Below are 11272 nucleotides of genomic sequence, written 5' to 3'. Positions count from 1 at the left end.
AGGCGTCAGTAAGTTTTCTATACAGGGTAGCATAACCATTCATCATTATATAGGATTATAGACAGATGTACAATCCATCTGTCTGTTTGCCGTGCAAAAAAACAGATAACAAAATGAAAAAAGCAAAATACAAGTGAGATTTTACCTACTTGCATTCTGCTTTTTTTAATTTTTAAATTAACTTAATGACATTGGGTATAATGGGCTTTTCCACTTGTATAAAATTCTGCATTTTGACAGCAAGTCAGTTCACTTGCGTTATACACTGTATTAAATCGGATTACCTGCAGATCAGATTCCGACAACTGTCCTTCTTCCAGCGAAACCGGCGACAATAACTCTACATTATCCGGCTGCATCTGAAGTTTCTTCCTGCGTATAAATGCAGTTAACTTGATTGCAACTGTGCTTCCGAATATCAGATATAAAATTGTCCCAAAATATGGCAGACAAATCATAATCACTACCCATAGCAACGCTTCTGTCGGATGTTTTCGTTCTACAAAAACCACCATCAGAATAAGTGAAATATAAATGATCAACAACATCATGTGTAACATTTTCATCACCGTCCTAACTTCATTATATGTAATATAATATGACTTAGGAACAGACAGTGGTCAAGTACTTATTCATAAAGATTCTATAAACTTTACTCTGGGATGCTCTCCCTCACACACAATGCCCCAAAACCCACATATGGATTGGGATATTCTTCAAACTCCGGCAGCGCTCTGGCTCCTTTTCTCAAATACGCTTTTACTTTCTCTCCATACAGATATGGATCATTTCCTCTTATGATTCCCCATTCCATCATTAATGCCGCTGCTCCGGTCACAAAAGGCGTCGCGAAAGAAGTTCCTGTCATCTCAACATAACCTCCTCCCACCCTTGTCGTCCGCACATTAACTCCAGGCGCCACAAGATCCGGCTTAATCTGATTTGTAATCCTTGTATACCCCCGCCCGGAAAAATCAGCATAGGAAAATGTTCTGCTGTCATAAGCCCCTACCGTCACTACATTTGCTGCCGCAGAGGGAATTGTCAAGGTTGTTTTTGCTGTAGGATACAAAAAACCGGTTCCTCTGTTTAATACCTGCTGCCCCGGCATCCACATTTCATATGCTCCCCTCACAATGCTGACAGGCGTTAATACAATCCCCCAAATTCCACTATCGATATAATCCGTCTCCGGCAAAAACGAAATATAAACTTCCTGTGCAGTGCTATACGGATTTGGCTCTCCATAATACAGTAAAATTTCTGTTCGTTCTATTTCAAACCGCTGCGATCCCAGCACTTGTTTTATCGGTCCGACCCGAATCCCTGATGGAGCAATAATCGAAATTTCCATTTCATCCTCGTATTCCTTCCAAATCTGAATACTCAGTTCCGGCTGCCGATCCTGTACTGCAAATTCTACTATTTCCTCTTCTTCCGCCTTTAAAACTCCAGACGTATGACCGGCGCCGGCCGCCTCATTGCCTGCACCTACACAAATAACTGTTTTCCATATATTCGCAAGAGAATCAATAAATCGTTCTGCTAAAGTCGTTCCGTCATGAGAACCATATGTATTCCCAAAACTTACATTCACTGCCACCGGACGACGGTATTCCAGTGCTTTTCGAATCACATAGTCAAGTCCCTGCATCAATTCTGTTGTTCTTGGAAATCCATTTTCCCGCGGCTGTCCCAGTTTCACAATTAACAGCTCGCTTTGCGGTGCAGCTCCCCGGTAAATCCCTTCACTGCTGCTTCCGTTTCCTGCTGCTATCCCCGCAACAGCTGTTCCATGACCGGAATTATCCACAGTCAACACACGATTTTCCCCACGAACCTCTTCATCAGCAGTCATTCTTTCACTATTTAATACGGCATCAATTTCTGTTTTCGTATATTCTGTTCCGATATGATATCCTGCCGGCGGACTTCCGGTTCCGGTTTGATCCCACAAATTCAAAATCCGTGTAGTCCCATCCTGATTTCTAAAATCTCTATGCCTGTAGTCAATTCCTGAATCCACAATTGCCACAAGCACTCCCTTTCCCGAAAGCGAAAGAGGAGCATCCTGCACCGTGTTGATGCAGGACACTCTTCGCCCTTCTTCCACTTCAAAATATAATGATTTCGGTTTTTCTGCATATTCAATTTCCGGAAGATTAAGCAATGCTTCAAGATTTGTCTTCTTTACCGTCACAACCGCAAATCCTCCCTGAAGTTCTACAACTGCTTCGGCCAGTTTTTTCGTTTCTTCCAGTGTTCCGGAATATTTTATAATAATCTCCCAGATTCCTTTTCCCTCATCATACCCAACGGATAATTCTTCTGCTTTTTTCAGCTCTTCCGTTGTCGCATCTGCTGCCAGATTTAAAAGCGCTTCTGCTTTCTGATTTTCCACAGATATACCTCTTATTTCTCTTTAACACACTATATTCCCTTGAAACGGTGCAAATGACAGGGGAATAAAATATCCTTTCTCGTAATGACAGGATGGACAATTTGGCGGCACTTGCGTTCCGGTATGGATGTAACCGCAGTTTAAACACATCCACTTCTCTTCTTCTGTACTTTTATCAAATTGATTTGCTCTCAGAAGCTCTGCCAGTTTTCTGAACCGCTTTCCATGCATCTGTTCTACTTCACCGATCATTGTAAAGGCTGACGCTGCTTCCATAAATCCTTCTTCTTTCGCAATCTGTGCAAACTGCGGATATACATGTTCATACTCTTCAAATTCATTGTGTTCTGCCTTGTCAAGAAGCTCACAGATATCTTCTGCAATATCAACCGGATACGTTCCATCCACAGTAACGGTTTCTCCTGCAAGAGCATTTAACAGTTGGTAATAACGTTCCCCATGTGCCCGCTCCTGCTCTGCTGTGAATTCAAATACCTGTGCAATGGATTCATATCCAAGTTCTCGTGCTTTTTTTGCCGCAAATGTATATCGATTGCGCGCCTGGCTTTCTCCCGCAAAAGCTTTCATTAAATTTTCTTTCGTCTTACTTTCACAAAATTGAACTGCCATCATACATACTCCTTTTTTCTTTTAGAGTATGTACAATGGCAGTTCTCTTTATACATTCCTGTTTAATTAAACCCAAATAATCTGCGTGCCACCTTATAACCAAGCACAGAAATCTTTCGTCCTGATTTCCCCGGAAGGTTCATTGTCTGTCCCAAAATACCATAGCGAATTTTCCAGTATGTTTTGTATTCGCTCTTCTTCAAGTATTCCCATAGTTCTTTTTTCTTCTGAAGATTCTCTTCTTTCTTTGAGCGAATCAGCAGGATAGAAGAAACTGTCATCATAATCGCAAGATAATTGGTCATATAGCTTCGAAGCTTCTTGTTCGGAACCATTTTCATCTTATACATATCGATCATTGTCTTTGTCACAAAAATCTGCTGATCCACGCGCTCGATCATTACTTTCTCATTGACAGACTGGTCTTCCCGTCCGATATAATATCGATACAGATTCACATCCAGATAATAAAGTGTTGATACATGCGGTAATGGATAGTATACATAAATATTATCTACATAGAATGTATGCTTCGGTAATTCTAACTGGCACAGTTTCAGAAGTTCTGTCCGGTAAATTACCGAGTGCATTAAAATATATTGTCCAATATGAAAGTGTCCGGCTTCATTCCAGCCAATAATCTGCTCTTCCGGAAGGGCATTGCGGTAATGGATTACTTTTTTATGTTCTGCACCTTCCTTTTCATAGACATAGTTTGATATTATCATATCTACTTTTCTGTCTTCTTCCTCAAACTTATGAAGCGTCTCAAGTACTTTTTTCAGTGCCTCACTATCAATCCAGTCATCACTGTCTACCACTTTAAAATACTTGCCTGAAGCACTTCGAAGCCCAGCATTAACGGCATCTCCATGTCCCCCATTCTCCTTATCGATCACTTTAACGATCGTTGGATATTTTTCTTCATAGGATCTGGCAATCTTCAGCGTGTCATCCTTTGAACCGTCATTTACAATAAGCACTTCCACATCCTCGCCGCCTTCCAATACCGAATCCACAGCACGGGCCATATAGTCCTGTGAATTATAGCACGGGATGGCAAATGATATATATTTCATAGTAATTCTCCTCCACTTTAATATCTAACAGTATAAAACATCCTTTACATTTTTCCAACTATTATTGTTGTAAATTTTTACTTCTTCCTTTAATATGTAGTAAGAAACTTATTTTTATTATCTGGAGGATGAATACATATGAAGAAAAATATGATTGTCGGCCAGTCCGGCGGTCCTACTGCTGTCATCAATGGAAGCCTGTATGGCGTTGTTTCTGCAGGCCTTAACAAAACAGATGACATTGAACACGTTTACGGTATGATAAATGGAATCGAAGGATTTTTACACGATACGATTATGGATATGCGTCCGCTTCTTGAAAGTAAAGAACTGGAACTTCTGAAAACAACTCCTGGTTCTTATCTTGGTTCCTGCCGCTATAAACTTCCGGAAGATCTTTCCGATCCGGTATACCCAACACTGTTTCAGAAATTCGACGCACTTCAGATTGGATATTTCTTCTATATCGGAGGAAATGATTCTATGGATACAGTCAGCAAGCTTTCCCGCTATGCCGCCTCCATAGAAAGCCCAATCCGTTTTATTGGTGTTCCAAAAACAATTGACAACGACCTTGTAATGACAGATCATACACCAGGTTTTGGAAGCGCTGCTAAGTATGTCGCATCAACTGTTCGGGAAATTGCGGTCGATGCTTCTGTATACGATAATAAAAAATCTGTTACCATCGTAGAAATCATGGGACGCCATGCTGGCTGGTTGACTGCGGCAAGTATTTTGGCACGAAAATTCGAAGGTGATAATCCAGTTCTTGTTTATTTGCCGGAAGCTAATTTTGATCCGGAAGACTTTATCTCAAAAGTGGAAACTGCTTTACAGACAACTTCTAATCTTGTTGTTTGTATCTCCGAAGGAATTCACGATCAAACCGGTATATTCATCTGTGAATATGCAAGTAACGTAGGTACCGATACATTTGGTCACAAAATGCTGTCCGGTTCCGGAAAATATCTTGAAAACTTTGTAAAAGACCGTCTCGGTGTTAAAGTGCGCTCTATTGAACTCAATGTTTGTCAGCGCTGTTCTTCCGCAATGCTTTCAGAAACTGATCTTTCAGAAGCTGTCTCCTCTGGAGCATTTGCAGTAGATGCTGCCATTTCTGGCGAAACCGGAAAAATGATTGCATTTTCCCGTGTGTCCGATTCTCCTTATGAGCTTCGCTTTACAACTGAAGATGTAAATCATATCTGCAATCAGGAGAAAACCGTTCCCGCTGAATGGATCATCCGGGATGGTTCTGATCTTTCAGATGATTTTATTACCTATGCCCGTCCACTCATTGAAGGAGAGGTCAACATTCCAAAAGAAAACGGACTTCCGAAGTTTGCCTATCGCAAGCACTAAGAATTTCAAGGGAATTTTGAGATGTTCATATTTTGTTCATCTTTTATTATAAAAAGCTTCATTTCTATATCACTGTTTTTTCACGTTTCAATTATATACTAAGTATATCAATAAAGAAGCAATAAACTTCATTATAGAGCAAACTTTTTCATAATACATGCCGGGAATCAAATTGATTACCCGGCATCCTCCCTTTTTAGACTATCATAACAAAAAGAGAAATATATCAACAGATTTCTCTTTTTTATTGTCCTATTTTAGCCTCTTCCTTAATCCTTAAAATATTAACATTTGAACGGTCTTCTCAAATGCCTCGGAATACCATCTACCATAACCGGAGAGACATCTCCCTGAATCAGCGGTCTGACATAACGCTTAAATTCCGCTGTCACATATGTTCCTTCTTCATTTACCCATTCTCTCGGAACAACCCGTTCATCATTGGCAATTTTATGCACATTCTTTACTTCTGTACGAACCTGATACGGATCATCGGACACCCTCTCAAATACAACCATAACGCCACTGTCTCCTTCATCCGCCGCCATCACTGCCGCTCCTCCTGCCTGCTGTGCCTCTAGTACGTCTACCCTTGATGCAATATGAGAGCCGGCTCTTTGCAGTGTACTCAGTTCAATAGAACGTGTTTTACAACCAATCTCTCCCGCCACAAAGCTTGCCAGATAGTTCGCTGTTCCTGACAGTTGCTTATGACCAAATGCATCTACAAAGTCCACTCCGGAGCCAAGTTCACATACATATCTTCCATCTGCCAGCTTGATTCCTTCTGAAACTGCCACAACAACAGAATGTTTCTTTTCTAACTGTTTTTTTACTTTTGCTAAAAATTCATTCAAATCGAATGGAATCTCCGGAAGATAGATCATATCAGGTCCTTCACAGTCTTCCCCCTCTGAAAGACATGCAGAACCGGTCAGCCATCCTGCGTTTCTTCCCATAATTTCCACAATTGTTACAAGTCCCTTCGGATAGATTAAACTCTCTCCGTCACGGATGATTTCTTTTACAGATGTGCCAATGTACTTGGCGGCGCTTCCAAAACCCGGTGTATGATCCGTCAGCGCCAGATCATTATCAATTGTCTTTGGTGCGCCAACAAATTTACACTGTTTTCCAGTCAATATTCCATAGTCCGATAACTTTTTAATCGTATCCATAGAATCATTTCCGCCTATATAAATAAAAGCTTCTATTTCAAGCTTCTCAAGAATTCCAAAAATCTTCTCATACACTGACTGATCCTCATGAATCTCCGGCAATTTATATCGACATGAGCCAAGATAAGCCGCCGGTGTGCGCTTTAAAAGCTCCACATCCAAATCATTTGTAATATGCTCTGATAAATCTACATATCGCTCTTCCAGCAGTCCCTGGATTCCATTTCTCATTCCATAAACTTTCTTGGCGCCGCGCTCGATTGCAGTTCGGTAAACACCTGCCAGACTGGAATTAATTGCCGCAGTAGGGCCTCCGGACTGTCCTACAATTACATTACCTTTCATATCGCATTACCTCCAATATTCCCATTTCTACTCCTGTGAATAGTTTTATTCTACGATATTTTGTCTATTTTGTAAAGTAAATGCTTGTTTTATAGATTTTTTTTGTTGATTTTACTCATAATTCTTTTTTTCAATTACATTGACAACTTTTTTTATTTATGATAATATCTTTATTAATTTATCACAGTAAAGTAGTCAATCGCTAATACACTAACGTATTTAAAGGAGGATTTATTTATGAAAAAGAAACTTTTAGTTATGCTGACTGGAACTATATTAACTGCTTCACTGCTGATCGGATGCAGCGCCTCCGGTTCTGCACCAAAGAAAAATTCTGCATCTCCTGAATCAAAAGCTGCTGACTCACAACAGACTTTTACTGTTGGCTTTGACGCAGAGTATCCGCCATATGGATATCTGGATGATAATGGTGAATACACCGGTTTTGACTTAGAATTAGCAGAAGCAGTCTGTAAGCTGGAAGGGTGGAAACTGGTAAAAAAACCAATCAGCTGGGATTCCAAAGATATGGAACTGGACTCTGGTTCTATCGACTGCATTTGGAACGGTTTTACAATGAACGGTCGGGAAGATGATTATACCTTTTCCATTCCATATGTTGACAACAGTCAAGTCATCGTTGTTTCCGAAGCTTCCGGAATCACTTCTTTAGAAGATCTCTCCGGAAAGATTGTAGGCGTTCAGGCCGCAAGCGCAGCTCTCAGTTTGCTGCAAAGTGAAGAAGATAGCGGTCAGAAGGCATTAGCTGATACTTTTCGTTCTCTGAATGAATTTGCCGATTACAATACTGCTTTTACAGAACTCCAGGCTGGCGCCCTTGACGCCCTTGCTATTGATATCGGTGTTGCCAATTATCAGATGAAATCCCGCGGAGAAGGCTTTAAAATCCTGGACAAATCGCTCAACACGGAACAATATGCGATTGGATTTAAAAAAGGCAATCAGGAATTATGTGATATCGTAAATGCAGATTTAGAACAATTGACAGAAGACGGTACTGTTGCCGCATTAGCAGAAAAATATGACATTACAGATATGGTAACATTAAAATAAAATCTCTCTTTGGGAGGAATCTCTATGAGCTTTGATACAATCTTAAAACAAATGACTGCCGGGTTTGGACAGACGTGCCTGATTTTCTTTTTCACGCTACTATTTTCTCTGCCTCTTGGAATGTTTGTCTATTTCGGAAAAGTAAGCAGACATAAACCTGTCCGTTGGATAATCAATAGCTATATTTCTATCATGCGCGGAACTCCGCTGATGTTACAGCTTCTCGTATGGTATTTCGCTCCTTATTACTTATGGCAAATGAATATCGGAGGCTATAAGCTAACTGCAATCCTGCTCGGTTTTTCCTTAAATTATGCTGCCTATTTCGCTGAAATTTACCGTTCCGGAATGGAAGCCATCCCAAAAGGTCAGTATGAAGCAGCTGCTCTGCTCGGATATTCTAAAGTCCAGACATTCCTGTATATCATTTTGCCGCAGGTGGTGAAAGTTATCCTTCCCTCTGTCACAAATGAAGTAATTACCCTTGTCAAAGATACATCACTTGTCTATTCGCTTTCTTACATTGAAATGTTTGGTGTTGCAAAACAAATTGCTGCCGCTCAAACTACTATCCTTCCATTCTTTATTGCAGGAATTTTTTATTTTATTTTTAACTATACGGTTGCCTTTTGTATGGAACAATTCGAAAAAAGATTAAACTATTATCGCTAGGAGGTACTGGAATGAAACTTTTAGAAATGAAACATATAAATAAAGAATTCGAAGGCATTCCCGTACTCCGGGATGTATCACTCTCTGTTGCAAAAGGTGAAATCGTTGCAATTATCGGCCCTTCCGGCTCCGGAAAATCAACATTACTCCGCTGCGCTGCAATGTTGGAATCCATTACCTCAGGAGAAGTATGCTATATGGGACAAAAAGCATTTTGGACGGAACAGGGCAGACTCCTTTTTCCACCAAAACACACCTTAAAAGAAATCCAATCCTGCTTTGGTTTGGTCTTCCAGAATTTTAATCTGTTTCCACATTTTTCTGTTATCAGAAATATCACTGACGCCCCTATCCGGGTGCAGCACCGACCAAAAGAGGAAGTGTATCAGGAAGCCCGGATACTTCTTGCTAAAATGGGACTGGAAGACAAAGCGGATGCTTATCCATATCAGCTCTCCGGCGGACAACAGCAGCGTGTATCCATTGCCCGTGCTCTTGCTGTAAAACCGCAGATCCTTTTCTTTGATGAACCGACTTCTGCACTGGATCCGGAACTAACTGAAGAAATTCTAAAAATCATCAAAGATCTTGCCGCAGAACATATGACAATGATCATTGTCACACATGAAATAAATTTCGCCCGTAAAGTTGCAGACAAAATGATTTTTATGGAACAAGGTCATATTACTTTAGAAGGAACTCCGCAAGAAGTCTTTTCTTCCGACAATACGAGGATACAGGAATTTCTTGGAAAATACTCCTCTGAATAATATTTACTATTCAGAGTGCTCCTGCTTTTCTGCGGAGAATTAGGAGCCTCTGATTTTTCCACTCCCAACAGCGCAAATCTAAGTGACAGAATTGATTTTCCCCATAATTCAACCGCAAAAAATCACCAAAAATTCTGATTAAAAATAGTGCAAAATTGCTGAATAAAATTTTTTCAAAAAAAGTATTGACAAATACACAATCATGCCATATAATTATCAGTGTTGTGAGCGACACAACAAAACAAACATCCATGTGTGCTTAGCTCAGCTGGATAGAGCGTCTGGCTACGGACCAGAAGGTCGGGGGTTCGAATCCTCTAGCGCACGTACAAAGAAGTGTTACGATTGTAGCACTTCTTTTTTTGTTTTCCGATATATTTGTTACCATTACATATCTGCACAACAATTATTTTTAATCCATAAAAAACAGGTGCAGAAAAAGCATTCTAACGCTCTCTGCACCCTGCTATATTTTTCTAATCTATTCTATACTCTTGCCACGCCGCTCTTGATTGCTGCTTCTGCTGTTGCTTTTGCAACGGCATCTTTTACTCGCTTATCAAATGCCATTGGAAGGATATAATCTGCATTTAATTCTTCATCACTAACAAGTCCTGCAATCGCATATGCCGCTGCGATCTTCATCTCATCATTAATCTCAGATGCTCTCACATCAAGCGCACCACGGAAAATTCCCGGGAAGCAAAGTACATTGTTTACCTGATTCGGGAAGTCAGATCGTCCTGTAGAAACCACTGCTGCGCCTGCTGCTTTCGCTTCCTCAGGGAAAATCTCCGGTGTTGGGTTTGCACACGCAAATACAATCGGATCTTTTGCCATTGTGCGTACCATATCTCCTGTCAGTGTACCCGGTGCTGAAACTCCGATAAATACATCTGCGCCTTTGATTACTTCTGCCAGAGTTCCTTTCTCTTGATTAAAATTCGTAATCTCTGCCATCTCTGCTTTGATTGCATTCAGATTCTCACGTCCCTTATAGATAGCACCCATCCGGTCTGTCATAATAACATTTTTCAGTCCCATCGCCATTAACAGTTTAATAATCGCAATTCCTGCTGCTCCGGCTCCTGATGTAACGATCTTCACGTCTTCCAATTTCTTTCCGACAAGCTTCAGCGCATTGATCACTCCTGCCAGTGTAATTACCGCTGTTCCATGCTGATCGTCATGGAAAATCGGAATATCGCAGCATTCTTTTAATTTCTGCTCAATCTCAAAACATCTCGGTGCAGAAATATCTTCCAGATTTACACCGCCAAAACTTCCTGCCAGAAGACGTACTGTATTTACAATTTCATCCACATCTTTACTTCTTACACAAAGCGGAATTGCATCTACGCCGCCGAATTCTTTAAAAAGAACACATTTTCCTTCCATAACCGGCATTCCGGCTTCCGGGCCAATATCCCCAAGTCCGAGAACTGCAGTTCCGTCTGTCACAACTGCAACTGTATTCCATCTTCTTGTCAGTTCAAAGCTTTTGTTTATATCTTTCTGAATTTCCAGACAAGGTGTTGCAACACCAGGTGTATAAGCAAGACTCAGCGCTTCTTTTGAATCTACCGCTGCTCTTGACACCATCTCAATCTTTCCTTTTAAATCATAGTGCATTTTCAAAGATTCTTTTCCGTAATCCATTTTTAATTCCGCCTTTCAAATTATTATTTCGCAAAATTATCATATTTTGTTCCTTATTTTAATAATAAAGGCTTGCATCTATAAATGCAATTATATATT

10 protein-coding genes and 1 tRNA gene are annotated in these 11272 nt (G+C 40.5%); 5 read left to right on the top strand and 6 right to left on the bottom strand.

From position 1 onward, the window contains the following. Window positions 1-182: 182 nt before the first annotated feature. The 4 genes from DWX73_RS11720 to DWX73_RS11705 form a co-directional block, all read right to left on the bottom strand. Entirely contained in the window at window positions 183-560 is a 378-nt protein-coding gene (locus tag DWX73_RS11720; RefSeq protein WP_158556864.1) for a PLD nuclease N-terminal domain-containing protein, read from the bottom strand. 92 nt (window positions 561-652) lie between these two features. Further along, on the bottom strand, window positions 653-2401 hold the full coding sequence (locus DWX73_RS11715) for a S8 family peptidase (protein WP_118348931.1): 1749 nt from the start codon (window positions 2399-2401) through the stop codon (window positions 653-655). Window positions 2402-2422: 21 nt separating this feature from the next. Further along, a complete protein-coding gene (gene rbr, locus DWX73_RS11710; protein ID WP_118348930.1) occupies window positions 2423-3031 on the bottom strand; it encodes a rubrerythrin in 609 nt (202 codons plus the stop codon). 62 nt (window positions 3032-3093) lie between these two features. Next, entirely contained in the window at window positions 3094-4110 is a 1017-nt protein-coding gene (locus DWX73_RS11705; RefSeq protein ID WP_118348929.1) for a glycosyltransferase family 2 protein, read from the bottom strand. A 138-nt stretch (window positions 4111-4248) separates the two neighbouring features. Here DWX73_RS11705 and DWX73_RS11700 point away from each other — a divergent pair, with 138 nt between their 5' ends. Further along, entirely contained in the window at window positions 4249-5475 is a 1227-nt protein-coding gene (locus DWX73_RS11700; protein WP_118348928.1) for a 6-phosphofructokinase, read from the top strand. 284 nt (window positions 5476-5759) lie between these two features. On the opposite strand, the gene DWX73_RS11695 is transcribed toward DWX73_RS11700, so the two are convergent. After that, the gene (locus tag DWX73_RS11695; RefSeq protein WP_118348927.1) at window positions 5760-6998 is read right to left on the bottom strand and encodes a 6-phosphofructokinase; all 1239 of its coding nucleotides are present in this window, start codon (window positions 6996-6998) and stop codon (window positions 5760-5762) included. A gap of 237 nt (window positions 6999-7235) precedes the next feature. On the opposite strand from DWX73_RS11695, the gene DWX73_RS11690 reads away from it, so the two are divergent. The 4 genes from DWX73_RS11690 to DWX73_RS11675 all read left to right on the top strand — a co-directional run bounded on the left by DWX73_RS11690 (window position 7236) and on the right by DWX73_RS11675 (window position 9841). Further along, a complete protein-coding gene (locus DWX73_RS11690) occupies window positions 7236-8072 on the top strand; it encodes an amino acid ABC transporter substrate-binding protein (RefSeq protein WP_118348926.1) in 837 nt (278 codons plus the stop codon). A gap of 24 nt (window positions 8073-8096) precedes the next feature. Next, on the top strand, window positions 8097-8744 hold the full coding sequence (locus DWX73_RS11685; protein WP_118348925.1) for an amino acid ABC transporter permease: 648 nt from the start codon (window positions 8097-8099) through the stop codon (window positions 8742-8744). Window positions 8745-8755: 11 nt separating this feature from the next. Beyond that, a complete protein-coding gene (locus DWX73_RS11680) occupies window positions 8756-9514 on the top strand; it encodes an amino acid ABC transporter ATP-binding protein (RefSeq protein WP_118348924.1) in 759 nt (252 codons plus the stop codon). A gap of 253 nt (window positions 9515-9767) precedes the next feature. Beyond that, window positions 9768-9841, top strand: a tRNA-Arg gene (locus DWX73_RS11675). A gap of 159 nt (window positions 9842-10000) precedes the next feature. On the opposite strand, the gene DWX73_RS11670 is transcribed toward DWX73_RS11675, so the two are convergent. Beyond that, window positions 10001-11173, bottom strand: coding sequence for an NAD(P)-dependent malic enzyme (locus DWX73_RS11670; protein WP_118348923.1), 1173 nt, complete (start codon window positions 11171-11173; stop codon window positions 10001-10003). Window positions 11174-11272 lie beyond the last annotated feature (99 nt).

The organism is Coprococcus sp. AF21-14LB (assembly GCF_003458885.1).
GTDB lineage: Bacteria > Bacillota > Clostridia > Lachnospirales > Lachnospiraceae > UBA9414.
The sequence above is the reverse complement of the archived record's forward strand: the minus strand, read 5'-3'. Positions and strand labels throughout refer to the sequence as shown.